The 23,689-nt window shown below is 61.9% G+C and carries 19 protein-coding genes; 4 read left to right on the plus strand and 15 right to left on the minus strand.

All coding sequences use genetic code 11. The features are described from left to right. Nucleotides 1-144: 144 nt before the first annotated feature. From M0D68_RS18440 to M0D68_RS18485, 10 genes are all read right to left on the minus strand, one after another. Nucleotides 145-3,975: a YadA-like family protein gene (locus M0D68_RS18440; RefSeq protein WP_266224890.1), complete on the minus strand. Its 3,831-nt coding sequence runs from the start codon at nucleotides 3,973-3,975 to the stop codon at nucleotides 145-147. Between the two features lie 551 nt (nucleotides 3,976-4,526). After that, nucleotides 4,527-4,943 carry a CopD family protein gene (locus tag M0D68_RS18445; protein ID WP_054034510.1) on the minus strand — a complete coding sequence of 139 codons (417 nt, stop codon included), beginning with the start codon at nucleotides 4,941-4,943 and terminating at the stop codon, nucleotides 4,527-4,529. A 112-nt stretch (nucleotides 4,944-5,055) separates the two neighbouring features. Beyond that, nucleotides 5,056-6,327, minus strand: a complete 1,272-nt coding sequence (locus M0D68_RS18450; RefSeq protein WP_200621389.1) for a glutamate-5-semialdehyde dehydrogenase — start codon at nucleotides 6,325-6,327, stop codon at nucleotides 5,056-5,058. 125 nt (nucleotides 6,328-6,452) lie between these two features. Continuing rightward, complete coding sequence (gene holA / locus M0D68_RS18455) at nucleotides 6,453-7,574, minus strand: DNA polymerase III subunit delta (RefSeq protein ID WP_200621388.1); 1,122 nt, start codon at nucleotides 7,572-7,574, stop codon at nucleotides 6,453-6,455. Nucleotides 7,575-7,646: 72 nt separating this feature from the next. Then, nucleotides 7,647-8,198 (minus strand): LPS assembly lipoprotein LptE, encoded by a 552-nt coding sequence (gene lptE / locus M0D68_RS18460; RefSeq protein WP_093635450.1) that lies wholly within the window; start codon nucleotides 8,196-8,198, stop codon nucleotides 7,647-7,649. A gap of 92 nt (nucleotides 8,199-8,290) precedes the next feature. Continuing rightward, a complete protein-coding gene (leuS, locus tag M0D68_RS18465) occupies nucleotides 8,291-10,885 on the minus strand; it encodes a leucine--tRNA ligase (RefSeq protein ID WP_200621387.1) in 2,595 nt (864 codons plus the stop codon). Between the two features lie 187 nt (nucleotides 10,886-11,072). Continuing rightward, nucleotides 11,073-11,510, minus strand: a complete 438-nt coding sequence (locus M0D68_RS18470) for a biopolymer transporter ExbD (RefSeq protein WP_200621386.1) — start codon at nucleotides 11,508-11,510, stop codon at nucleotides 11,073-11,075. Nucleotides 11,511-11,546: 36 nt separating this feature from the next. Next, nucleotides 11,547-12,263, minus strand: a complete 717-nt coding sequence (locus M0D68_RS18475) for a MotA/TolQ/ExbB proton channel family protein (RefSeq protein ID WP_093635444.1) — start codon at nucleotides 12,261-12,263, stop codon at nucleotides 11,547-11,549. A gap of 66 nt (nucleotides 12,264-12,329) precedes the next feature. Next, nucleotides 12,330-13,127, minus strand: a complete 798-nt coding sequence (gene dapB, locus M0D68_RS18480; RefSeq protein WP_093635442.1) for a 4-hydroxy-tetrahydrodipicolinate reductase — start codon at nucleotides 13,125-13,127, stop codon at nucleotides 12,330-12,332. A gap of 153 nt (nucleotides 13,128-13,280) precedes the next feature. Continuing rightward, nucleotides 13,281-14,126, minus strand: a complete 846-nt coding sequence (locus tag M0D68_RS18485) for an outer membrane protein assembly factor BamE (RefSeq protein ID WP_093635440.1) — start codon at nucleotides 14,124-14,126, stop codon at nucleotides 13,281-13,283. 158 nt (nucleotides 14,127-14,284) lie between these two features. On the opposite strand from M0D68_RS18485, the gene fur reads away from it, so the two are divergent. Further along, entirely contained in the window at nucleotides 14,285-14,713 is a 429-nt protein-coding gene (gene fur, locus M0D68_RS18490) for a ferric iron uptake transcriptional regulator (RefSeq protein WP_012434340.1), read from the plus strand. 118 nt (nucleotides 14,714-14,831) lie between these two features. On the opposite strand, the gene M0D68_RS18495 is transcribed toward fur, so the two are convergent. The 3 genes from M0D68_RS18495 to M0D68_RS18505 form a co-directional block, all read right to left on the minus strand. Continuing rightward, nucleotides 14,832-15,344 (minus strand): ureidoglycolate lyase, encoded by a 513-nt coding sequence (locus tag M0D68_RS18495; protein ID WP_200621385.1) that lies wholly within the window; start codon nucleotides 15,342-15,344, stop codon nucleotides 14,832-14,834. Between the two features lie 13 nt (nucleotides 15,345-15,357). Next, nucleotides 15,358-16,368, minus strand: a complete 1,011-nt coding sequence (gene alc, locus M0D68_RS18500; protein WP_200621384.1) for an allantoicase — start codon at nucleotides 16,366-16,368, stop codon at nucleotides 15,358-15,360. Between the two features lie 133 nt (nucleotides 16,369-16,501). Further along, entirely contained in the window at nucleotides 16,502-17,830 is a 1,329-nt protein-coding gene (locus M0D68_RS18505; protein ID WP_200621383.1) for a C4-dicarboxylate transporter DctA, read from the minus strand. 228 nt (nucleotides 17,831-18,058) lie between these two features. Here M0D68_RS18505 and M0D68_RS18510 point away from each other — a divergent pair, with 228 nt between their 5' ends. Beyond that, a complete protein-coding gene (locus M0D68_RS18510; RefSeq protein ID WP_200621382.1) occupies nucleotides 18,059-18,751 on the plus strand; it encodes a FadR/GntR family transcriptional regulator in 693 nt (230 codons plus the stop codon). Between the two features lie 100 nt (nucleotides 18,752-18,851). Here the strand turns inward: M0D68_RS18510 and gap are convergent, their stop codons facing one another. After that, nucleotides 18,852-19,862 carry a type I glyceraldehyde-3-phosphate dehydrogenase gene (gene gap / locus M0D68_RS18515; RefSeq protein ID WP_063497349.1) on the minus strand — a complete coding sequence of 337 codons (1,011 nt, stop codon included), beginning with the start codon at nucleotides 19,860-19,862 and terminating at the stop codon, nucleotides 18,852-18,854. A gap of 95 nt (nucleotides 19,863-19,957) precedes the next feature. Beyond that, nucleotides 19,958-21,979 (minus strand): transketolase, encoded by a 2,022-nt coding sequence (gene tkt, locus M0D68_RS18520; RefSeq protein WP_200621381.1) that lies wholly within the window; start codon nucleotides 21,977-21,979, stop codon nucleotides 19,958-19,960. A gap of 291 nt (nucleotides 21,980-22,270) precedes the next feature. On the opposite strand from tkt, the gene speE reads away from it, so the two are divergent. Together speE and M0D68_RS18530 are read left to right on the plus strand one after the other, a co-directional pair. Then, nucleotides 22,271-23,149, plus strand: coding sequence for a polyamine aminopropyltransferase (speE, locus tag M0D68_RS18525; RefSeq protein WP_093635427.1), 879 nt, complete (start codon nucleotides 22,271-22,273; stop codon nucleotides 23,147-23,149). Nucleotides 23,150-23,262: 113 nt separating this feature from the next. After that, nucleotides 23,263-23,676 carry a glyoxalase/bleomycin resistance/extradiol dioxygenase family protein gene (locus tag M0D68_RS18530; RefSeq protein WP_054034519.1) on the plus strand — a complete coding sequence of 138 codons (414 nt, stop codon included), beginning with the start codon at nucleotides 23,263-23,265 and terminating at the stop codon, nucleotides 23,674-23,676. The last annotated feature ends 13 nt before the right edge of the window (nucleotides 23,677-23,689 follow it).

Genomic DNA, 23,689 nt, shown 5'->3' on the forward strand with positions numbered 1-23,689 from the left:
ATCTGGTCTGACGAGCGCCATGTTACCGGCACCCAAAAAATAAGGCGGGCTCCCCGAAGAGAGCCCGCCTTTTTACTACCCACCTAAGACGGGTTCACGAAAAGCACCTAAGCCGCAGCGCTTTCCGCAACCATCACACGACACTTACCACTGGTACGCTGCACCCACGCCATAAGTCGTATCCGCCGAGCTCATCCCCGCACCTGCCTTGATCTTCAGGTTCTGAGTGATACGCGCCGACATGCCCAGCGATACAGCCTGATAGCCCTTGTAGTTGCCGGTACCAATGCCAACTGCGATCGTCTTGCCCGGATCGACGTCGGGAATCATCGTCAGCGCGGTAGCAGCGGCAACACCGCTATAAGCATTACGCGCGACCGAGCCGATACCCTGCTGGAACTGACGCATGTTCACGGCGTCGGTCGGGCCTTGGCCGTCGGCGACGTTCGTGATACGGCGCTCGTTGCCCGGTGAACCCACTGAAACGGTGTTGGCCTGATCTGCCACCGAGCCTGCGCCGAGTGCCACCGAGTTGTCGCCACTTGCCTGAGCGCCACCGCCCATCGCCATCGAACCGCTGCCGGTCGCCGATGCTGCCGGACCACCTGTGTCAGTCGCGATGCTGCTGCTGCCGGTCGACTGCTGGTTCTGCACCGCCTGGTTCAGGTTAGCCACTTGCTGGTTGGTATTCCACAGCTGCGCGCCAGTTACCGCATCTGAGCTCGTTGCCGACAGTTCACCGTCCTGCAAATTGGTCAGCTTCACCTTCGGCGCGCTGGCCGAACCGCCCAACGTCACCTGGTTGTGTGCCGCGCTGTCATACGACACCGCGTTCGCCACCGAGCCGCTCATCGTGCCGACAGTTGTTTGCAGGCTAGCGATGTCCGACGTGTTTTGCGTCACACGACCGTCGATGTTGGTGATTGCTGCGCCGACGCCGCTCACGGTCGTGCCACCCACGTTGTACGTGGGCATCGAGATCGTGCCGTCCTCATTGACGGTCGAACCGCCGCCCAAGGCGTCTGCCGTACTCTGGGCGTTTGCATGCAGTTGCGCGCCGTTCACCGCATCGCTGCTTGACGCATTGACCGCACCTGCCGCCACTCCCGTCACGACGCGGTTGCCCGCTGTGCCGGCCATATTGACCCGCAGACCGTCCGTCGCCGCACCGACAAGGATGTCGCGCGAGGTCTGATTTTGCGTGACCATGCCGATGCTGCCGTTGTTAATCTGCGTCTGCAGCGTCGACAGACCGTTATCGAGCGAATCGAGTGCGCCGCCGACCGTGTTCTGCGTGCCGCCTTGCACGTGGTACGTCGGGCCGGTGACCGAACCATCGGCATTGACCTGCGCACCGCCACCGAGCGACGCAACAACCGGACTCAACTGACCAACGTTGACTGCGGAGTTGCTCGTCGTGCCGGCTGCGACGCCGACCAGTTCACGCGCACCTGCGGTGCCCGCGAAGTTGACGCGCGTGCCGTCCTTGTCGCTCGCAACCGTCAGATCACGTGTGGTCTGATCCTGCTGCACCAGGCCCAGTTCGCCGTTGTTGATCTGGTTCGTGATGTTGCTCACCGAACCTTCAACGTTCGTCACACGCGAATCGATCTTCGTGATGTCGCCTGCGTTCTTCGCGATGTCGCTGGTGTTCTGGGCGATGTCCGATGCGTTCTGCGCGATGTCACCCGAGTTCTTCGTGATGTCGCTCGTGTTCTGCGCAACGTTCTGGTTCGTCGTGTACAGCTGTGAACCATTCACCGCGTCCGTGCTCGTCGCGCTCAGCTCGCCAACCGACAGACCGGTCAGCTTGCGCGTACCTGCCGTGCCAGTAAAGTCCACTACCGAGCCGGCAGCACCCTTCGCCACCGTGATGTTGCCCGAGTCGGAATCCTGCTGCACCAGACCGATCTCACCGCTGTTGAGCTGGTTCGTGATGTCGGTCACCGAACCTTCAACGTTCGTCACACGCGAATCGATCTTCGTGATGTCGCCTGCGTTCTTCGCAATGTCGCTGGTGTTCTGGGCGATGTCCGAAGCGTTTTGCGCGATATCACCCGTGTTCTTCGAAATGTCGCTCGTGTTCTGGGCGATGTCCGAAGCGTTTTGCGCGATTTCACCCGTGTTCTTCGTGATGTCGCTCGTGTTTTGGGCGATATCAGAAGCGTTCTGCGCGATATCACCCGTGTTCTTCGAAATGTCGCTCGTGTTCTGGGCAATATCCGAAGCGTTCTGGGCGATGTCACCCGTGTTCTTCACGATGTCGCTCGAGTTCTGCGCAACGTTCTGGTTCGTCGCGTACAGCTGTGAACCATTCACCGCGTCCGTGCTCGTCGCGCTCAGCTCGCCAACCGACAGACCGGTCAGCTTGCGCGCACCCGCCGTGCCGGTGAAGTCCACCACCGTGCCGGCAGCATCCTTCGCCACCGTGATGTTGCCCGACGTCACATCCTGCTGCACCAGGCCCAGTTCGCCGTTGTTGATCTGGTTCGTGATGTTGCTCACCGAACCTTCAACATTGGTCACCCGCGAATCGATGTTCGTGATGTCGCCTGCGTTCTTCGCAATATCGCTGGTGTTCTGGGCGATGTCCGAAGCGTTCTGCGCGATGTCACCCGCGCTCTTCGAAATGTCGCTCGTGTTCTGAGCGATATCCGACGTGTTTTTGGCGATGTCGCTTGTGTTCTGCGTAACGTTCTGGTTCGTCGTGTACAGCTGTGAACCATTCACCGCGTCCGTGCTCGTCGCGCTCAGCTCGCCAACCGACAGACCGGTCAGCTTGCGTGCACCCGCCGTGCCGGTGAAGTCCACCACCGCGCCGGCAGCATCCTTCGCCACCGTGATGTTGCCCGACGTCACATCCTGCTGCACCAGGCCCAGTTCGCCGTTGTTGATCTGGTTCGTGATGTTGCTCACCGAACCTTCAACATTGGTCACCCGCGAATCGATGTTCGTGATGTCGCCTGCGTTCTTCGCAATATCGCTCGTGTTCTGAGCGATATCCGACGTGTTTTTGGCGATGTCGTTGCTGTTCTGCACAACGTTCTGGTTCGTCGTGTACAGCTGCGAGCCGTTCACCGCATCGCTGCTCGAGTCCGACAGCGCGCCTGCCGCAACGTTCGTCATCGTCGTGCCGGCGTTACCACCGCCCAGCGTGACCTTACCTTTGGTCGCATCGTTATAGGCGATGAACGCGTTGGTGACGTTACCGCTCGCGTCCGTCGTGAGACCCGCGGTCTTCAACTGCCCAATATTCACTGCGTCAGTATTCGCGACACCCGCCGCTACACCCTTCAATTGACGCGCGCCCGCCGTGCCGGTGAAATCCACGGTCGTGCCCGCGGTCGCGGTCGCGATCGTAATCGCATTGCTCGTCGCGTCCTGTTTTATCAGGCCAACCGATGCGTTCAGCGCGGCGACGTTCTGGTTCGTCGTCCACAGCTGTGAGCCGTTCACCGCTTCCGTGCTCGTCGATGAAACCGCGCCTGCCGCCACATTGGTGATCTTTGTGTTGGACATATCGGCGCCGGCCTTGAAGGTCGCCAACCCGGATGTCGTAGTGGCTCCGTTTAGCGCGATTCCGCTAGGACCGTAAAGGGTAACTGTTCCTGAACTCGTTGAATTCGTACTGCCCACGGCCAACCATGCCTTACCGGTCGTTTGGCCTGAATTACCCGTATCCTCATTGAGAATAACGCCATTTCCGCCCGAGCAGCCCGCAACGACGGCATTGTTTAAGCCCCAAGCTGAATTATTAAGACTTGAATAGCTAGCCATACTTGATGTCGTTCCGTTGCAGTTGGCTATGACCCCGGCATTGGCCACCGACGCCCCCATCGCCATTGCAAGCCCAGCAGCAGTTGACACAGCAGCCCTAACGCTTCGGCTCTTCTTTCCTTGCCCCTTTGCATTTTCTTGCGTGGCTACCCACGCTCCAGCGCTTTCATTCCATACGCTCTTGTACGACTTGTTCATGATTTCATCCTTCTGAATATCAGTTTCGGGTTTTGATGTCGCGGGAGGTGTCTTACCGAGGTCCTGCGCGCGTCACTGAGTAGCAGAAGGATTAAAAACAGGGTCGTCGCAATTGGCATTTTTTGACCATCCCATTAATCCTTCTGGAATGGAACAACTATATGGCCGGGCAATTCTTAAACTAATCGGACAGTTCTTAAATCTGGATGACGATAGGAATGCTCCTACGAAAAATTGACAAAAATAGGACCACCGAACAGGAAGCCGCCCGCTGCGCAAGGCCGGCAGAGAATGGACACACAGAGGGACTCAGCGCAAGCGCACGAGCGATATCACGCTCAGACTAAGAATAACCTGAACGACTCACCTAGTATGGAAACACTTTGACGGGAAGAGATTGACGCGAAAACAGTCAGATTAGATCAACACTTCTTGACGAATGCCAACCACCCAACATTCGATTATTGAATCACATCCCGCGCGATGTTAAACACCACGCAGATGGATAAACAAACCTGAACAATAAAAATAAATAGGAGAATTCCTATTTATTAAAACGGCTTAATAACAACCAACGCGACAGCTGCCAGCATCCCCAACACCGGCAGTTCATTGAACATCCGATACCACTTATCCGAGCGGCGATTCTCGCCACGCTCGAACGTCCGCAGCAACACCCCGCAGTACGCGTGATAAATGATCAGCAGCACCACCACACCGACCTTCGCGTGAATCCAGCCCTGTCCGCGTCCGATACCGACCGCGAGCCACAGCCACAGACCGCAAGCGAGTGCCGGCACCGCGATAAACGTCATGAAGCGGAACAGCTTGCGCGCCATCGTCAGAAGGCGCGCGGTAGCGGCGGGTTCCGTCTCCATCGCCAGATTGACGAAGATGCGCGGCAGATAGAACAGGCCGGCAAACCAGGAAGCAATCAGAACGATGTGAAACGTTTTTACCCAAAGCATCAGCGGTCCTTGTACTTCGTGTCAGCGTGGAGATGAGCAGTAGCCGCCGGCGCACTGAACGGAAAGCTCGTGGCCATCCCAGTGATGACGAAAGCGCGCCAAAAGCGAACCGTTATTGCCGGCCTTCGCCGTGCCCCAGCACAATGTATTTCAACGACGTCAGCCCTTCCAGCCCCACCGGCCCACGCGCATGCAGCTTGTCGTTCGAGATGCCGATCTCCGCACCCAAACCAAATTCGAAGCCATCGGCAAAGCGCGTCGACGCATTGACCATGACGCTCGCCGAGTCGACTTCGCGCAGGAAGCGCATCGCGCGGTCGTGGTCTTCGGTAACGATCGCGTCGGTGTGCTGCGAGCTGTAGGTGTTGATATGGTCGATGGCCGCATCGAGGTCGTCCACCACCTTGATCGCCAGCACCGGTGCGAGATATTCGGTGCGCCAGTCTTCTTCGGTGGCATCGACGAGCGGGCCCACGCCTGCATCCGACAACACCGCGCGCGTTGCCGCGTCCACGCGTAGCTCGACTTCCTTGTCGCGATACAGCTTGCCCAAAGGCGGCAGCACTTCAGCCGCAATGCCGCGCGCCACCAGCAGCGTTTCCATCGTGTTGCAGGTGCCGTAGCGGTGCGTCTTGGCGTTATCGCAGACGGTCAACGCCTTCGCCACATCGGCGCGATCGTCGACATAGACATGGCAGATGCCGTCGAGGTGCTTGATCATCGGCACGCGCGCTTCATTCATCAGCCGCTCGATCAGGCTCTTGCCACCGCGCGGCACGATTACGTCGACGTATTCGGTCATCGTGATCAGCTTGCCAACCGCGGCGCGGTCCGACGTTGCCACCACTTGCACCGCATCCTGCGGCAAACCGGCGGCTTCCAGCCCTTCACCGATCAACTTGGCCAACGCCGTGTTGCACTCCAGCGCTTCCGATCCGCCGCGCAAAATCGTCGCATTGCCCGATTTCAGACACAGCGCGGCCGCGTCGATGGTCACGTTCGGGCGCGACTCGTAGATTATGCCGATCACACCGAGCGGCACGCGCATCTGACCGACCTGAATCCCGCTCGGCCGGTACTTCAGATTGCTGATCTCACCAATCGGATCGGCCAGCGCGGCAACCTGCCGCAAGCCTTCGACCATCGTCCCGAGCGCCTTGTCCGACAGCGTCAAACGATCGATGAATGCCGCATCGAGCCCTTTTTCGCGGGCACGGGCAACGTCGCGCGCGTTGGCGTCCTTCAGCAACGCGGCATCGCGTTCGATCGCGTGAGCAACGGCCGCGAGCGCGGCGTTCTTTGCCGCCGTCGACGCCCGCGCCATCGCACGCGATGCGTGGCGGGCGCGGCGGCCGAGGTCGGTCATGTACTGGTCGATATCCATGGTAAGTCTCATAGCGCCGCGCACGTCGAGGTGCGGCGGACAAGCAGAATTAGCGAAAGATCAAACGATTGTAAGTCGGGTGGCGGAGCTTTGCTCGCCGCCACAAGCCGTGTCGGCTGGCTAGATCAGGCCAGCCTGCGAGCAGGCGCTGCACCCGCTGGGCGAGGTCGCGGCGGCGGCACGGGCGCCGCTTTTGCTGGCGAAGCGACTGTCATTGCCAGTTCGAACAAGCCGTCCCACGGATCGGGCGGCGGATCGTTGCGATGATTGCCTGGCGTGCCGCCAGACAACCCCTTCACCTGCCGATCCAGTCGCGCCGCCAAAGCGAGCGCCTTTTCAAGCGCGCCCTCGGTGACGCGCGACAGTGCCGGCCCGATCAGCCGTTCGCGCGGACCCCAGACGCGGTTCTCGCGCACCAGCATGGCAAGCGGCTTGCCCGCCGCGACGCCGCGCTTGATCCGCAACAACGTGCGCACTTCTTCGACCACCGCCCACAGCACCAACACGGCGGCCTCGCCTTCTCCGCGCAAGCCGTCGAGCATGCGTGACAAGCGGCCGACATCGCCCGCCAGCATCGCCTCGTTCAGCTTGAAAACGTCATAACGGGCGACGTTCAGCACAGCGTCCTGGATCTGTTCGAAGCTCAACGAGCCTGCCGGATACAGCAGCCCGAGCTTCTGGATTTCCTGATGCGCCGCCAGCAGATTGCCTTCCACGCGCTCGGCGATGAACGCAAGCGCGCGCCGCCCTTCTTCACCAGCAACAACCCGCTGGCCCTGAGCCGCGAGTCGCTGGCCGACCCAATTCGGCAACTGCGCGCGCTCGACCGGATCGATTTTCAACGCGACGCCAGCCTCGGACAGCGCGGTGAACCACGCAGACTTTTGCGTGGCCGCATCGAGCCGCGGCAGTGTGACCATCGTCAACACGTCGTCATTCACAGCAGCCGCGAGCGCTTTCAGCGCATCCGCGCCTTCCTTGCCGGGCTTGCCCGACGGAATGCGCAACTCAACCAGTTGACGGTCGCCGAACAGCGACATCGACTGACTCGCGCCCAGCAGCGAACTCCAGTCGAACCCACGCTCGACGGTGAACACCGAGCGATCGGTAAAACCGGCTGCACGCGCCGTCGCCCGAATCCGGTCGCACGCCTCCTGCGCGAGCAGGTGCTCGTCGCCGTACACGACGTACAGTCCGGCGAGTCCCTTCGCGAGATGCGCTTCGAGCGCGTCAAGTCGCAGTTGCATGGCTACCGATCGGCGAGGTTGAACGAGTGAATGAGCAAGCGCAGCTCACTAAACAACGACACAGCACACCGCTCACAGCGGCGGCGGCGGCAACGGCGCGCGCGGCGCAACGCCCGGCACCTGCTCACCCGGCGCCGGATGCAGCGAGCGCACCAGCGACAGACGGCGCGTCAACTGGTCGATTGCGTCGTTTTCCATATCCGCGAACAGAAGGTCGGCTTCCGCAGCCTTGGCCTGCGAGAACTGATCGCTGTAAGTCATCGCGCGGTTCAGCGCGATCGTGCTCGTCGGAATCAGCACCGTGCCGTCCTTGCCGACCAGCGTGTAGTTCATCGAAAGATTCATCGCATATTCTTCGACGACACCGAGCGAGTTCAGCGTGAGCGTACTGATGCCGCGGCCTTCGGTGATCTGCAGCGTTGCGTCGGCATTCGCGACCGAAGTAACCACCACCGTGTCGCTTCCGCCCTGCACGATACGCGTGAGCCGTGCGCCGGCTGCTGCCGAACCGCCGGAGATAAAGAGTCGTTTGAATGCGTAGTCCTGCTGGCCGCGCAACTGGAAGCCGCAAGCGGACAACATCAGCACGCTGCACACCAGCGTCAATAACGATCTGCGAGTCACATTGGCTCCTGGTTCGCAGTAAATTCCGTGGCGCGGGACTTGCGCCGCCGTGAGCGGCGGCGTCTCGCCAGCTGTCATGTTTCGGTGGACTGTCAAACGACCACGTTCACGAGACGGCCCGGCACCACGACGATCTTCTTCGGTGCCTTGCCTTCGCTGAACTTCTCGACCGCCTCATGCGCAGCGGCAAGCTGTTCGATCGCTTCACGTGTCGCGTCTTTCGACACCGTGAGCGCGCCGCGCACCTTGCCGTTCACCTGCAGCACGAGTTCGATTTCGGCCTGTTCGAGCGCCTGTTCGTCGACCTTCGGCCATGCTGCGTCGAGCAGCGAGCCGAATTCGTCGGCATAACCAAGTTCCTGCCACAACTGGAACGTCTGATGCGGCACGACCGGGTACAGCACGCGCAGCATCACGCTGTACGTCTCGCGCAGCACTGCCGGTTGCGCGCCCTTCGCGCTGTCGAGCGCGTTGAGCATCTTCATCGCCGCCGACACCACCGTGTTGTACTGCAAACGCTGATAGTCGAAGTCGGCCTGCTTCAGCACGCTGTAGATCTCGCGGCGCAGCACCTTGTCGACTTCGCCGAGTTGCGCGGCGTCGAACTTGCCGCCGGCGCGCAGTGCTGCTTCGTTCGCGTGACCAAAGCTCCACACGCGGCGCAGGAAGCGGCTCGCGCCTTCCACGCCCGAACCCGACCATTCGAGTTGCTGCTCGGGCGGTGCGGCGAACATCACGAACAGGCGCGCGGTGTCCGCGCCGTGTTGATCGATCAGCAATTGCGGATCGACGCCATTGTTCTTCGACTTCGACATCTTCTCGACGCCGCCGAGCACTACCGGCTGGTTATCCTCGTTCAACACAGCGCCGACCGGGCGGCCCTTGTCGTCGAACGAGACGGTGACGTCAGCCGGGTTGTACCAGGTCTTTTTACCCGCTTCGTTTTCGCGGTAGTACGTTTCGTTGAGCACCATGCCCTGCGTCAGCAGGTTCTTGGCCGGCTCGCCGAACTCGATCAGGCCCATGTCGCGCATCACCTTCGCCCAGAAGCGCGAGTACAAGAGGTGCAGAATCGCGTGCTCGATGCCGCCGATGTACTGATCCATCGGCGCCCAGTAATCGGTGCGCTCGTCGACCATGGTCTTCGCGTCCGGCGCCGCGTAGCGGTAGAAGTACCAGGACGAATCGACGAAGGTGTCCATCGTGTCGGTTTCGCGCTTGGCCGCGCCGCCGCAGGTCGGGCAGGTGCAGTTCACAAACGCTTCGGACTTCGCGAGCGGATTGCCCGTGCCGTCCGGCACGAGGTCTTCCGGCAGCACTACCGGCAAATCTTTTTCCGGCACCGGCACGTCGCCGCAGGTCGGGCAGTGGATGATCGGAATCGGCGTGCCCCAGTAACGCTGGCGCGACACGCCCCAGTCACGCAGACGCCACGTGATCTGCTTGTCGCCAAGGCCGAGTTCTTTCAGATCGGCGGCGATCGCGTCAACCGCTTCCTTGTAGTTGAGCCCGTCGTACTTGCCGCTGTTGATGCAGACGCCGCCGTCCTTCTCGCCATACCATTCCTGCCAGGCGTCAGTCGAATATTCCTTGCCTTCAATGGCGACCACCTGCTTGATCGGCAGGTCGTATTTCTTCGCGAACGCGAAGTCGCGTTCGTCGTGCGAAGGCACGCCCATCACCGCGCCTTCGCCGTAGCTCATCAGCACGTAGTTGCCGATCCACACTTCGACCTGTTCCTGCGTCAGCGGATGCGTGACGTAGAAGCCGGTGGCCATGCCCTTCTTTTCCATCGTCGCCATGTCGGCTTCAGCGACGCCGCCGCGCTTGCATTCCTCGATGAAGGCCTGCAGTTCCGGCTTGTCTTGCGCGAGACGCGTGGCGAGCGGATGCTCGGCGGCGACCGCGCAGAAGGTCACGCCCATGATCGTGTCGGCACGCGTGGTGAACACGCGCAGCAGCTTCTGTTCGCCGTCGATTTCATACGGGAAACCGAAGTTCACGCCGAAGCTCTTGCCGATCCAGTTCTGCTGCATGATCTTGACGCGCTCGGGCCAGCCGAGGCCTTCGAGGTCGTTCAGCAGCTCATCCGCGTACTGCGTGATGCGCATGTAGTACATCGGGATTTCGCGCTTTTCGATCAGCGCGCCCGAACGCCAGCCGCGGCCGTCGATCACCTGCTCGTTGGCGAGCACGGTCTGATCGACCGGGTCCCAGTTCACGGTGCCGGTTTTCTTGTACGCGATGCCCTTTTCGAGCATCTTCAGGAACAGCCACTGGTTCCACTTGTAGTAATCGGGGCTGCAGGTGGCAACTTCGCGCGACCAGTCGATCGCGAGGCCCATCGACTGCATCTGCTTCTTCATGTAAGCGATGTTGTCGTAGGTCCACTTCGCCGGCGGCACGTTGTTGGCCATCGCAGCGTTTTCCGCCGGCATGCCGAACGCGTCCCAACCCATCGGCATCAGCACGTTGTAGCCGTTCATCCGCAGATAGCGGTACATCACGTCGTTGATCGTGTAGTTCCGCACGTGGCCCATGTGCAGCTTGCCCGACGGGTACGGCAACATCGAGACGCAATAGAACTTGGGTTTGTCGGTGGTTTCCGACGTCTTATACGCGTCGATGGCGCGCCATTGCCCTTGCGCGGCGGCTTCGACGTCGGAGGGAACGTATTTTTCGTGCATGGTGTGATGGAATCGCTGGGTTCGGTGCTTTCGCACCGGGCCTGGTGCTCTGCTGGATGAAATGGCATCGTTTCCCCTTCTGCAGGGGAAAGGGCTGATTATACCGTTCGCGGACGGGTGCGCCGCGTGGCATGGCGCGCGGGTTCGACAGGGTTGCGCCTGAGCGGGCGCGGTGCCGCTGGCGCCGCTACTGCGCCGCGCCCGGCGGCGGCGGGTCCGTCACGAAACCGATCCGCTCGAGCCCGGCCTGCTGCGCTGCGCCCATCACCTGTGCGATCACCTCGTAGCGCGTCGAGCGCTCGGCGCTCAGATGGATTTCCGGCTGGTCGGCCTGCGCGGCTTTGCCCGCTGCCATGAATTGCGCGCGCATCTGCTGCAGCGTAATGACGGTGCCGTTCCAGTGCAGCTTGCCGGCGGCATCGATTGAAAGAGAAATGGTTTGCGGCGTTTGCCGCGCTGGTGCGGCCGCGACTTTGGGCAAATCGAGCCGGATCGCGTGCGTGAATAAAGGCGCGGTAATGATAAAAATCACCAGCAGCACGAGCATCACGTCGATCAACGGTGTCATGTTGATCTCGGCCATCGGCGCGGCCGCCTGCTTTTTCTCGAGTCCGCCGAATGCCATGTCGCCTCCTTGAGTCTTCCAGTCGCGGCGGTGCGCCTAGTGCGTCCCGGCGTGGGCTTGCTGAGGCTGCGGGTGGGGCCGGGGCTGATCCGCCGGCGCGCACACATAGGCGTGAAGATCGTGCGCGAAGCCGTCGAGTTCCTCCGACAACTGCCGCACCATCCGCCCGAGCACGTTATAGGCGAGCACCGCCGGGATCGCCACCACGAGGCCGAAAGCCGTCATGATCAGCGCCTCGCCGACCGGTCCGGCGACATTTTCGATCTGCGCCTGACCGCTCGCCGCGATGCTGCCGAGCGCGTGATAGATGCCCCAAACCGTGCCAAGCAGGCCGACGAACGGCGCCGTGCTGCCCACCGAGGCCAGCAGCACCTGGCCGAACTCGAGCCGCCGCTGCGACGCGTTGAGGGCCTGACGCAGCGCTCTCAACACCCGCTCGCCACGTTCGACGCGGGCAAGCAGCACGCCAGGAATGTCCACTTCGGCGGCATGCAGCGCGGCCTCGGCGAGCGGCGTGAAGACGCGTTCACGGTCCGCACGCCTCATTGCGGCGACGCCGTCCGATAGCGTCGACGCCTGCCAGAACTGCGCAATCGCCGGCGTGGCCTGACGTTTGGCGCGGGTGAGTATCCAGCTTTTGACGATCAGAAAGCACCAGCTCGCAATCGACATAGCCAGCAACACGTACGCGACGCCATGCGTGATCGCGTCGCTGGTTTCCAGGTAATGGATGATGCCGCTGCTGCCTGCCATCTGACCTCGCTGTCGAAAAGTGACTACAGGGGGCGTAACGGGACCCTGCACGGGCCCCGTGGATGCTCAGCGCAGGCCGAGCACGTCCTGCATGTCGAAGAAGCCGTTCTTGTGGCCTCCGAGGAAGCGTACAGCACGAAGCGCGCCTTGCGCATATGACAGCCGGCTCGCCGATTTGTGCGTGATTTCGATGCGCTCGCCGATGCCGGCAAACAGCACCGTATGGTCGCCGACGATATCACCACCGCGAATTGCCGAAAAACCGATCGTGGACGGATCGCGTTCGCCGGTCACACCTTCGCGGCTGTAGACCGCGCAGTCGTCGAGATTGCGGCCGAGCGCGTGGGCGATCACTTCGCCCATAGTCAGCGCCGTGCCGGACGGCGCGTCGACCTTGTGGCGGTGATGCGCCTCGATGATTTCGATGTCGTAGCCGGTCGCGAAATGCTTCGCGGCGTATTCGAGCAGCTTTAGTGTGACGTTGACGCCCACGCTCATGTTCGACGAGAACATGATGGCGATCTTGTCTGCCGCGGCGCGCAGTTGCGCTTTCTGTTCGTTGTCGAAACCGGTCGTGCCGATCACCATTTTGACGTTGTGGCGCTGCGCGGCTTCCAGATGCATCAGCGTGCCTTCGGGGCGCGTGAAGTCGATCAGGTAGTCGGATTCCGCGAACACGCGCTCGACGTCGTCCGTCAGCAGCACGCCCGTCTGTTTGCCGAGAAACGCACCGGCGTCCTGACCGAGTTGCGGGGAGCCCGCACGGTCGAGCGCGCCGGACAGCGTGGCGTCAGAATCATTGAGGACGGTTTCGATGAGCATCCGGCCCATACGGCCCGATGCGCCAGCAATGGCAATTTTCATGGCTACGAGGGTTCGAAAGAGGTAAAACGCGGCGGCCGGCAGCACGCCAGGGCGCCGCACATAAAAGGTACAGCAGAACGGCTGACGGGCGCTGCGCACGGTACATTCCGGCGCAGCGCCCGTCTTAACCGTCCAAAGAGAAGGACAGCGTGCTTAGCCGCCCGTTCCCGAAGATGCGGACGAAGCGGGAGAAGCTGTCAGCGGCGCGTTCAACGTCGGGCCGCCGTTATTGCTTTGCGGGCCCGTCGGTCCCACCGGATTGTCCTGCGTACCCGGAACTTGCGGCGGCGGCGGACGATGGAACTGGAACTGCGGCTGGCCGGCGGCCGTTGGGCCTTGCGACGGAATACCACCACCATTGGCGGTCGGCGCGGTAGAGCGTACCGACGACTGCGTATTGCCAGTCGGCGACTGCACTGCATTGGTCAGGCGATTGGCGGCTTGCGCGGCTTCGGCGTTGGCGTCCGTGGACGGCACGACCACAGCGGCGGCGCCATCGACAGACGGCGAGCGCGTGGTGTCCACAGCAGCCGGCGCAGTAGCCACCGGCGCGCTGGCGCCAGTCGCAGCGCTTGCCACGTTCGGCACCGCGGCCTTTTTCTTACCGAGCTTGTCGCCGTCGATTTCCGCCAGCAACTCGAGGTTGGAAGGCAGATCTTCGCCGCCCGTCCAGCTGGCGACGCGGTCGCCCGCGAACAGGATCACGAAGTCGCGCTGCTGCACGACGTTAGTCGAGCCGCGCTTGAAATAGAACACGTAGTCCCAGCGGTCCGCGTGGAACATGTCGGTCAACAGCGGCGTGCCGAGCAACTGCTTCACCTGCGCGCGCGACATGCCGACCTGCATCTGCGCAGCCGCTTCTTTCGAGACGAAATTGCCTTGCACCACCGTAATACGGTACGGGGTAATGCTTTGGGCAACGCGCTGCGTCAAGCTGTCGTAGGTGGAACATCCGGCAAGAACCGCGACAGTCGCAACAGCGATCAAGGTACCCCGCATGCGGCTCCCCCGGTAGATCAATTGAGATTTTGAAATCATTTCACTCACCGTGCGGGCCCGCTGACGAGCCGCGCGAGTTTCATTCCATCGAAGATGACCAGAACGGCAAAAACACATTACTATGAGAGCCCAGCATTGTACTCTAGGGATCCCTTGTCATGACCAATCCAACCGATCTCAAGAATATCGGGCTCAAGGCGACCCTTCCGCGCCTCAAAATCCTTGAGATTTTCCAGCATAGCCCAGTGCGCCATCTGACTGCAGAAGACGTGTACCGCAATCTGCTGCACGAAGAGCTCGATATCGGTCTCGCAACCGTGTATCGGGTGCTGACGCAGTTCGAGCAGGCAGGCCTGCTGTCGCGCAGCAATTTCGAATCGGGCAAAGCCGTGTTCGAGCTGAACGAAGGGTCGCATCACGACCACCTCGTTTGCCTCGACTGCGGGCTCGTCGAAGAGTTTTTCGACTCCGAAATCGAAAGCCGCCAGCAATCCATCGCGAAGGAACGCGGCTTCAAGCTGCAGGAACACGCGCTGGCGCTGTACGGCGCGTGTACCAAGGAGAATTGCCCTCATCGCAAGCATTGAGGTTGAATGCTTGAGATGCCGGCCGCGCCGGGGGTGCGCGGTTCGGCGGGCAACAGAAAAACCCGGTCGATGAAAAATCGACCGGGTTTTTTTACGTGTGAGGCGCTGCGATTCCAGCCTATTCCGCCAACTCGACACTCGCTTCGAACAGCAGCCGCCGCGGCTCTGCCAACGACAATTCATCGCAGTTGGGCTGCTCGCCGCCACGATCCACCACCACGAAATCGCTCACCTGATCGAGCGCCAGCAGCGGGTGGTGCCAAACACCTTTCGCATAATTTACGCCCTGCCAGCCGTCGCTCCAGAACGCTCGCATCCGCGCCGGATCGAGCTCACCCGCCGGCGCGACGACCACCAGATAGCGGCGTGGCGTTAAGGGAATGAAAGCCTGACTGCCCAACGGATGCCGCTCCATCATCGTGATTTCGATCGGCAGCGTGCGCGGCTGCGCCCGAAACAGGTTGATCAGCGGCCGCCCGCCGTGCTCCGTTACGTCAACGTTCGCGAGGTCGTGATAGCGCTCGGTCGTGCCGCCGTTGATCGGGAAATGGCGCGCGCCATCCAGTTCGATGACGTCGCCGAACGGCGCGAAGGCCGCGCGCGTCAGGCGTTCCACGTGCAAGGTTTTCATCGACGCAACTCCGTTAGGCGATCTCGCCCCACAAGCGCAGACGCGATACGCCGCCGTCCGGAAAGATATTGAAACGAACATGCGTCACCGGGCCGAGCGAGGCGATGTCGTCCGCGAACGTGTGCACGTGGTCCATCTGCAGTTTCTGTTCGCCGAGCAGCACCGGCCAGAACATCGCCTGCGTGACGAGCGAATCGTCCGTGCCGCCCGTGACCGAAGCCGCCTGCAGCGAACAGCGGTCGGGGTAATTGCCCTTGAAGTGCGCCGTATCGACTTCGATCTTACGAATCACACCGGGGCGTGCGAGCGCGACGATCGCCCAGTCGTTGCCCGGTTCGCGACGGCGTCGCGTTTCCCAGCCGTCGCCCATATTGACGCCGCGACCCGGCATCAGCATCTGCGAGGCAGGCCCGAAATGCTGGTTGTTCGCGGCGACAAGGTACGCGCCGTTTTCGATCGCGGCGAGATCCAGCAGCGTGCCGCGCTCGACACGCTCCCAGTCGCGCTTCGGCTGCCCATATACGCGCAAACGCGCGAGACCGCCGTCCGGATAGAGATTCACGCGGAGATGGGTGAAGGCGCGGGCGTCGTCCACTTCGACGTAGTGGTGATGGTTGCCCTGCAGCGTGGTGGCCGGCACGAGCGTTTGCCAGTCGGCGTTGTCGGGCGGAACGTCGCCGTCCACGTAGCAGGCATCGATCGACGCGGCCGGCGGAAAGTTGCCGGTGAAGTGGCTCGTGTCCAGATCGACGCCGTAGACGACGCCCGGCCGCGCGAGCCGGATCACGCAATAGTCGTGGCCGGTGGTGCGCTTACGGCGCGTTTCCCAGCCATCCATCCATTTGCCGTGTTCGTCGTACTTGCCGGGGATGAACACTGCCGGTTGCGGCTCGAGCATACGTTCTTTCGGGGCGAAGAATTCGTCGCTCGCGTGGAGCGCCTGCGCACCCAGACGCGGGTCGGCGAGGTTCATGTAGCGACGGGTGAAAGCGGGAGCGTTGGGGTCGAGGATCGGATTGGCCATAGTCTCAGTCAGGCAACGAAAAGTAAGGGAAAGCCAGCGGAGTCAGCCCATCCGCCGGGGTAGAACGCGCGCTGCGTTGGCGCGCTGATGAGTAGCGATAGATCAGGCCAAAGGGCGGCCTAATCCCACTCGGTCACACGGCCGGTACATGTTCGCCGGCGGCCTGCTCGACGGCTGAGTCTTCGCCCGCAGGCACATAGCGCAGCGCTGCGTCGCGGTTTAACACACGATGGGCACGCGCCCGGTCGATATCGTTTTCCCACACGGCGACCACCACCGTCGCGACGCAATTGCCGATCAGGTTGGTCAACGCGCGGGCAATGCCGACGAACCAGTCGACCGGCAAAATCAGCACGAGGCCGAGGACGGGGATCGCCGGAATTGCGGACAGCGTCGCGGCCAGAATCACGATGGCCGAGCCGGGAATGCCGTGCGCGCCCTTCGACGTCACCAGCGACACCAGCACCACCACGATCAGGTCATGGATCGACAACGGCGTGTTGGTAGCCTGCGCGATGAAAATCACCGCAAGCGTCAGATAAATGGAGAAGCCGTCGAGATTGAAGGAGTAACCGGTCGGAATGACTAGCCCGACGGTCGAATCCTTGACGCCCATCCATTCGAGCTTGCGCATGATCTGCGGCAGCACGGCATCTGAAGAGGCGGTACCCAGCACGATCGAAAGCTCCTCGCGCAGATAGCGGATCAGCTTGAAGATGCTGAAGCCGGCCAGACGCATCACCACGCCCAGCACGACCGCGACGAACACGAAGCAGCTCGCGTAGAACACCAGCACCAGCATGCCGAGTTGCTTGAGCGACTCCACGCCATAGGTGCCTGTCGTGAACGCAATCGCGCCGAGCACGCCGAGCGGCGCGAGCTTGATGATGAAGCCCATCACGCGGAAGAACACCTGCGAAAGCTCGTCGATCAGGCTGCTGACGCGCTGCGCCTTATTGCCCAGCAACGACAGCGCCGAGCCGAACAGCACCGAAAACACGAGGATTTGCAGGATATCGCCGGTCGCGAACGCATTGATCGCCGTGTCGGGGATGATCTTCAGCAGGAAGCCGGCCGTGTCCTTGAGGCTTTTCGCGTGCTCGGTATAGGTCGACAGCGAAGCGGGGTCAAGCGAATGCAGATTGATGTTCATGCCGACGCCAGGCCGTGTCGCGTAGGCCAGCACCGCGCCGATCACGAGCGCAATCGTCGTCATGACCTCGAAGTAGATCACCGCTTTCAGGCCGACGCGGCCAACTTTGCGCAGATCGCCGGCATGCGCCATGCCGCTCACCACCACGCAGAAGACGATCGGGCCGATCACCATCTTGATCAGCTTGAGAAAGCCGTCGCCAAGCGGGCGCAGCGTTTGGGCGAAATGCGGGAACACGGCGCCGATCACAATGCCCGCCACCAGCGCTATGACGACCCGGCCAAACAGTGAATTGAAGAACTTCAACACGGCTTCCTCCTGATTAGGATTCACATCTGTTCAGACTGGTCCGACCAGTGCTGTTATGGCGAATAGTAGGAAGCCGATATACTGGCGTCAAGGATTCATTAAATAGCGTTTACCCGCTGTCTTCTGAGCATTTCCTGGCCTGATTGCACGTCTCAGACAGCGATCCGTACGAGCGTTCAGAACGCGTATTACAATGCTGGTCAGACCGCGCACCCAAAGTGAGCCACGATGAAAAACGTTCCGCATACCGTCACCGATGCCGCCATCGCGACCATCCGCGAACGGATCGAAGCGGGCGTCTATCCGGTGGGCAGTTTGCTGCCGGCGCAACGTCAGCTCTCCGAGGAACTGGCGATCAGCCGCGCCTCACTGCGCGAGGCGCTCTCGACGCTTGAGGCGCTCGGTCTGCTGATGATCCGCCCCGGTAAGGGCGTGTATGTGGAAAGCTCGCAGGCCGCGGCCGCGCAACCGTGGCGCTTCGCGGAGCAGTCGTCGCTGCCGGATACCTACCAGATGCGTTTCGCGCTAGAAGGCTTTATCGCGCGCATGGCGGCGCTGGCCGTCAGCGATTCCGACCTCGCCTGGTTCGAAGACAACATCGCGGCCATGCAGACGGCGCTCGCCTGCGACGAACTCGACGAAGCCGCCCGCCTCGACTATGACTTCCACATGCGCATCGTGAGCATTGCCGGCAACGCGGCGATCGAATCGATCCTGAGCAGTGCCGCGGAGATCATGAAGGAAAGCCAGCGGATGCCGTTTTACCGGCGCGAACTGGTGCTGTCCACGTACACCGAGCATCGGGCGATTCTCGATGCGCTTAAGGCGCGGGATTCAGCGGCGGCCGGCAAGGCGATCGAAACGCACATCTCGAACGCCGCGCAGCGCGCCGGCGTTTATTTCCCGATTCCGATGACATAAAAACGCAGACGTAAAAAAGCCGCTCCGAAGAGCGGCTTTTTTACGTTACCCCGCCACCGATCCAAAGCCGGCAGCAAAGGCACACGAAGCTAGAACAAGCTTACTTCGCGTTGGCCAGCGCCACGGCCGTGTCCAGCATGCGGTTCGAGAAGCCCCACTCGTTGTCGTACCAGCTCGACACCTTCACCAGACGGCCCGACACCTTGGTCAGCGTTGCGTCGAACGTCGACGAAGCCGGGTTGTGGTTGAAGTCGATCGACACCAGCGGCGCGTCGTTGTAACCGAGAATGCCCTTCAGCGAGCCTTCCGACGCTTCCTTCATGATCGCGTTGACTTCTTCGACCGTCGTGTCGCGTGCAGCGATAAACGACAGGTCGACGACCGACACGTTGATCGTCGGGACGCGAATCGCGTAGCCGTCCAGCTTGCCGTTCAGTTCCGGCAGCACGAGACCCACTGCCGATGCGGCACCGGTCTTGGTCGGGATCTGGCTGTGCGTGGCCGAACGCGCGCGGCGCAGGTCTTCGTGATACACGTCCGTCAGAACCTGGTCGTTCGTGTAAGCGTGGATCGTGGTCATCAGACCGTTCACGAGGCCAATCTTGTCGTTCAGCGGCTTGACGAGCGGTGCCAGGCAGTTAGTCGTGCACGATGCGTTCGAGATCACCGTGTCCGATGCCTTCAGCACGTTGTGGTTCACACCGTAGACGATCGTTGCGTCGACGTCCTTACCACCCGGCGCCGAGATGATGACCTTCTTTGCGCCGCCCTTGATGTGCGCGCTGGCCTTTTCCTTGGTCGTGAAAAAGCCCGTGCATTCCATCACGACGTCGACGTTCAGCTCGCCCCACGGCAGTTCTGCCGGGTTGCGGTTAGCCAGCACGCGGATCTTGTCGCCGTTGACGACCAGGTAGTCGCCGTCCACCGACACTTCGCCCGGGAACTTGCCGTGCGCCGTGTCGTATTGCGTCAGGTGAGCGTTGGTCTTGGCATCGCCAAGATCGTTGATGGCGACGATTTCGATATCGTGCTTCTTGCCGTTTTCATAGAAGGCGCGCAGCGTGTTGCGGCCGATCCGGCCGTAGCCGTTGATTGCGACGCGAATCGTCATGATCTATCTCCTGATGGCTGAAAAAAATCTTCCATGTTCGTCTGCCCTTGCGGCGCAACCACGCGTGGGGTGCACGCGGCTGCGCTTACCGAAGGTCAGCCGAGTGCGGCTTTGGCCGTCTCTACCACGTTCTCGACGGTGAAGCCGAAATGCTTGAACAGCACGCCAGCCGGGGCCGATTCGCCGAACGTGTCGATGCCGACCACGCCGCCTTCCAGACCCACGTACTTGCGCCAGAAATCCGTCACGCCCGCTTCGATCGCGACGCGGCGCACGCCCTTCGGCAGCACGCGTTCACGGTACTCGGCGTCCTGCTTGTCGAACACGGTGGTCGACGGCATCGACACGACGCGTGCCGCGATGCCTTCGCGAGCCAGCGGCTCAACTGCGTTCAACGCCAGTTCGATTTCCGACCCGGTGGCGATCAGGATGACCTTGCGCGCGACGATCTCGTCGTTCCAGTCGCGCAGCACGTAACCACCCTTTTCGATGTTGGCGATTTGCGCGTCAGTACGCTCCGAGAACGGCAGGTTCTGACGGCTGAAGATCAGGCACGAGGGGCCATGATGCTCGACCGCGTGGGTCCAGGCCACCGCCGTTTCGACCGTATCGGCCGGGCGCCACACTTGCAGATTCGGGATCAGACGCAGGCTTGCGACGTGTTCGATCGACTGGTGAGTCGGACCGTCTTCGCCCAGACCGATCGAGTCGTGCGTGAACACGAAGATCGACGGCGACTTCATCAGTGCGGCGACGCGCAGTGCGTTGCGGCTGTAGTCCGAGAACGTCAGGAACGTGCCGCCGAAGGCCTTGAAGCCGCCATGCAGCGCGATGCCGTTGATCGCGGCGCTCATGCCGAATTCGCGCACGCCGTAGTTCACGTAGTTGCCGGCAGCGTGGCCTTCGGCGTTCACACGCACCGGCTTGGCGGCCTTCCAGTTGGTCAGGTTCGAACCGGTCAGGTCAGCGGAGCCGCCGAGCAGTTCCGGCAATGCAGCCGACAACCCTTCGATAGCCTGTTGCGAAGCCTTACGCGTCGCGATGGTTTCCTTGCGTTCGTTCGCGCCGGCGATGATCGCCTTGGCCTTTTCCTTCCAGTCCGCGGGCAATTGCTTCGCGTCGCGACGCTTGAATTCGGCGGCTTCCTGCGGGTATTTGGCTGCGTATGCTGCAAACGCCTTGTCCCACTCGGATTCGTTGCGTGCGCCGGCTTCCGTTGCGTCCCACGCTGCGTAGACTTCCTGCGGGATCACGAACGGCTCCCACTTCCAGCCGATCGCTTCGCGCGTGGCCGCGATTTCCTTGTCGCCGAGCGGCGAGCCGTGCGAATCGTGGCTGCCCGACTTGGTCGGCGCGCCTTCGCCGATCACGGTCTTGCAGCAGATCAGCGTCGGCTTGTCCGACAGTTTGGCTTGCTTGATTGCCGCATCCACCGCGTCGACGTCATGGCCGACCACGTTCGGGATCACGTTCCAGCCGTACGCTTCGAAGCGCTTCGGCGTGTCGTCGTGGAACCAGTGCACCACTTCGCCGTCGATCGAGATGCCGTTGTCGTCGTAGAACGCGATCAGCTTGTTCAGCTTCAGCACACCAGCGAGCGAGCAGGCTTCGTGCGAGATGCCTTCCATCAGGCAGCCGTCGCCGACGAACACATACGTGTGGTGGTCGACGATCTTCGCGTCAGACTTGTTGAATTCGGTGGCAAGCAGCGACTCGGCGAGCGCCATGCCGACTGCGTTGGCCAGACCCTGGCCGAGCGGGCCGGTAGTCGTTTCGACGCCCGGCGTGATGCCGTATTCCGGATGACCCGGCGTCTTTGAATGCATTTGACGGAAGTTTTTCAGCTCTTCCATCGGCAGGTCGTAGCCGGTCAGATGCAGCAGCGAGTACAGCAGCATCGAGCCGTGGCCGTTCGACAGCACGAAGCGGTCGCGATCGGCCCATTGCGGGTTCTTCGGGTTGTGACGCAGATGGCGCGACCACAAAGCCACGCCGATTTCGGCCATGCCCATCGGCATGCCGGGGTGGCCGGAGTTCGCTTTTTGAACGGCGTCCATGGACAACGCGCGGATTGCGTTGGCCATCAGGGAAGTGTGTGCGGGAGACGGGGTCGTCATGTCGAGTCCGGAGACAGAGTCAGAAGGCGGTGCGCGCTTGAGGCCCGGATGCTCGAATGCCAGTCCACTTCGGCGCACGGTGCGGCGCCAGGAGACGCGAAACGGGCAGAGCAAACGGACAAGGCTGAAAGCGTGACATTCTAACAGAACGTTGACCGGCCCCCCTCGCGCAAAGCCGCCTGGCGGCCTGGTTTCAGGCTGGTTCCGCACGCGGGCCGGGCCCGCGCCACGCCTGCGCCTTTACAATTGAGCGACACCAACCCACCGCGCTCCCAACAGAGCCTGCCATCCGTGAGCGCTCCCCTGCTGTTCCACCCTACCGCCGACGCCGTCTACGGATTTCCGAACGCGCGGCGGCTTGCGCGCGTCGATTCGCCCTACCAGCGGATCGAAGTGTGGGACACGCCGCAGCTCGGCCGGCTGTTTACGCTCGACGGCCGCCCGATGACCTCCACCGGCGACGAATTCATCTACCACGAATGCATGGTGCATCCGGCCGCGCTGGCGCATCCATCGCCGAAGGCAGCGCTGGTGCTCGGTGGCGGCGATGGTGGCGCTGCGCGGCAATTGCTGAAGCACCGGGGCATCGAGCGGATCGTCGTGGCGGAGCTCGATGCCGACGTCGTGCGCCTGACCCGCGAGTACCTGCCAGAAGTGCACGGTGGCGCTTTCGATGATCCGCGGGTCGAACTCGTAATCGGCGATGCCGCGGATTTCGTCGCCGGGGCCGCCACAACCACAACGCCGTTTGATCTCGTCGTCTTCGACCTGACACCGCCGGACTCGCCCGCCTCAGGCCTCTACACGCCCGACTTCTACATGCAGCTCAAGCGCGTCATGAGCCCGACCGCCGCACTCTCGCTGCATCTCGGTTCTCCCTATTTCCACACGGAACGCGTCGCCGGCCTGCTCAACGATTTACGCGACAGCTTCGCCATCGTGCGCACAATGAGCACCTTCATCCCGCTCTACGGCTCGCTCTGGATGATGGCGACCGCCAGCGACACACTCGACCCCGCCGGCCTCACCGCCGAAGCACTCACCGAGCGCCTTGCCGCACGTCAAATCAGCTCCTTGAAACACTACGACCCAGCCCTCTATGCCGGACTGCTCTCGGCATCCCGGTCCGTGCGCGATAAACTAAGTCAATTCTTAAAGCCATCAAGCTAACGCGTGGGCAGAATGCACGGTCGGTTGGCGCGCGCCATCGGTGTATCGATGCGCGACCGCCCGCCTGGCCTCGCAGCATGCACCCCGCAACCCCAAAAGATCCGGAGAACCCCATGACCGCCTCCCGCCCAGCCGGTGTGCCCTGGTTGACCCCCTATCTGACGGTGCGCGACGCACGTGCCGCCACGGCATTCTTCGAAGCGGCGTTCGGCTTTGAGGTACGTGACAGCGTCCAGGACGATGGTGTCGTCATGCATGTCGAGATGACCTATCAAGGCCAGCTGATCGTGATGTTCGCGCCGGAAGGCGCGTTCGGCTCGGCGGCGAAAACACCCAAAAGCGCGGGCGCGATCGCGCCGCAATCGTTCTATGTCTATGTCGACGATGTCGACGCGGTTTACACGCGGGCGCTGGCCGCCGGCGCAAAATCGCTGAGCGAGCCACAGGATCAATTCTGGGGCGACCGGTTTGCCCAGGTCGAAGATCTGGACGGCTACCGTTGGGCGCTCGCTCGCCACCTTTCCTGAACTAATGAGTATT

Source organism: Paraburkholderia sp. SEWSISQ10-3 4 (genome assembly GCF_030464785.1).
Taxonomy (GTDB): domain Bacteria; phylum Pseudomonadota; class Gammaproteobacteria; order Burkholderiales; family Burkholderiaceae; genus Paraburkholderia; species Paraburkholderia aspalathi.

Excerpts from the sequence above, each read along its gene's own strand:
- M0D68_RS18440 (WP_266224890.1), bottom strand. The coding sequence starts at position 3,975 with ATGAACAAGTCGTACAAGAGCGTATGGAATGAAAGCGCTGGAGCGTGG.
- M0D68_RS18445 (WP_054034510.1), bottom strand. The coding sequence starts at position 4,943 with ATGCTTTGGGTAAAAACGTTTCACATCGTTCTGATTGCTTCCTGGTTT.
- M0D68_RS18450 (WP_200621389.1), bottom strand. The coding sequence starts at position 6,327 with ATGGATATCGACCAGTACATGACCGACCTCGGCCGCCGCGCCCGCCAC.
- holA (WP_200621388.1), bottom strand. The coding sequence starts at position 7,574 with ATGCAACTGCGACTTGACGCGCTCGAAGCGCATCTCGCGAAGGGACTC.
- leuS (WP_200621387.1), bottom strand. The coding sequence starts at position 10,885 with ATGCACGAAAAATACGTTCCCTCCGACGTCGAAGCCGCCGCGCAAGGG.
- M0D68_RS18470 (WP_200621386.1), bottom strand. The coding sequence starts at position 11,510 with ATGGCATTCGGCGGACTCGAGAAAAAGCAGGCGGCCGCGCCGATGGCC.
- M0D68_RS18475 (WP_093635444.1), bottom strand. The coding sequence starts at position 12,263 with ATGGCAGGCAGCAGCGGCATCATCCATTACCTGGAAACCAGCGACGCG.
- dapB (WP_093635442.1), bottom strand. The coding sequence starts at position 13,127 with ATGAAAATTGCCATTGCTGGCGCATCGGGCCGTATGGGCCGGATGCTC.
- M0D68_RS18485 (WP_093635440.1), bottom strand. The coding sequence starts at position 14,126 with ATGCGGGGTACCTTGATCGCTGTTGCGACTGTCGCGGTTCTTGCCGGA.
- fur (WP_012434340.1), top strand. The coding sequence starts at position 14,285 with ATGACCAATCCAACCGATCTCAAGAATATCGGGCTCAAGGCGACCCTT.
- M0D68_RS18495 (WP_200621385.1), bottom strand. The coding sequence starts at position 15,344 with ATGAAAACCTTGCACGTGGAACGCCTGACGCGCGCGGCCTTCGCGCCG.
- alc (WP_200621384.1), bottom strand. The coding sequence starts at position 16,368 with ATGGCCAATCCGATCCTCGACCCCAACGCTCCCGCTTTCACCCGTCGC.
- M0D68_RS18510 (WP_200621382.1), top strand. The coding sequence starts at position 18,059 with ATGAAAAACGTTCCGCATACCGTCACCGATGCCGCCATCGCGACCATC.
- gap (WP_063497349.1), bottom strand. The coding sequence starts at position 19,862 with ATGACGATTCGCGTCGCAATCAACGGCTACGGCCGGATCGGCCGCAAC.
- tkt (WP_200621381.1), bottom strand. The coding sequence starts at position 21,979 with ATGACGACCCCGTCTCCCGCACACACTTCCCTGATGGCCAACGCAATC.
- M0D68_RS18530 (WP_054034519.1), top strand. The coding sequence starts at position 23,263 with ATGACCGCCTCCCGCCCAGCCGGTGTGCCCTGGTTGACCCCCTATCTG.